This is a genomic window from Neisseria sp. P0014.S002 (assembly GCF_051958295.1).
In the GTDB taxonomy this organism is placed as follows: domain Bacteria; phylum Pseudomonadota; class Gammaproteobacteria; order Burkholderiales; family Neisseriaceae; genus Neisseria; species Neisseria flavescens_B.
The window spans coordinates 1-241 of the sequence record NZ_JBQCVO010000114.1 but is presented as its reverse complement, the minus strand read 5'-3'; the positions used below and the strand labels follow the sequence as shown (position 1 = coordinate 241).

Genomic DNA, 241 nt, shown 5'->3' with positions numbered 1-241 from the left:
TGTCCATTTAGGAAAATCGCCACGTTCAATTGCTTCATATAAATCACGTTGGTGGCTTTCACGATCATTTGCAATGACAGCTGCTGCTTCTGCATCTGTTAAGTTTTTAATACCTTGTTGGGGGCGGAAGTGGAATTTTACCCAGAAACGCTCACCTGCTTCATTCCAAAAACTGTAAGTGTGTGAACCAAATCCATGCATATGGCGATAGCTTGCTGGAATACCACGATCACTCATAACA

General features: G+C 42.3%; 1 protein-coding gene. It reads right to left on the bottom strand.

Features of this window, described 5'->3' with window-relative positions; all coding sequences use genetic code 11:
* A partial coding sequence (locus ACTHSX_RS10820) for a catalase (protein ID WP_440379687.1) occupies positions 1 to 241 on the bottom strand: 241 nt, incomplete at both ends.